Genomic DNA, 253 nt, shown 5'->3' with positions numbered 1-253 from the left:
TCGGAGCGAGCATGACTGGCCACCCGTTGCCCACGATGCAGGATCTCGACGACGCAGGCGGTGATCCGGGCTTCCAGCTCCTGACCAATCAGGGCATGGGGCACACTGTACCGATGACCATTCACCGCGATGTGATAGTCGATATGGACCTTGGCGCTCTTGAAGTGGGCGATTTCATAGCGTTGAACCGGCAGGGGTTGCAATGCCGGTGCATCCAGCACTGCAAAAGTACTGGCACGGCTGCCGGGCAGTT

1 protein-coding gene is annotated in these 253 nt (G+C 59.7%); it reads right to left on the bottom strand.

What is annotated here, in order from left to right; all coding sequences use genetic code 11:
* On the bottom strand, nucleotides 1–253 hold a 253-nt coding region (locus IV91_RS16500), incomplete at both ends, for a Mu transposase domain-containing protein (protein WP_035419096.1).

Origin of the sequence: Ferrovum myxofaciens, assembly GCF_000735045.1 — a bacterium.
GTDB classification, from domain to species: Bacteria; Pseudomonadota; Gammaproteobacteria; order Burkholderiales; family Ferrovaceae; genus Ferrovum; species Ferrovum myxofaciens.
This window is presented reverse-complemented; position numbering and strand designations above follow the sequence as displayed.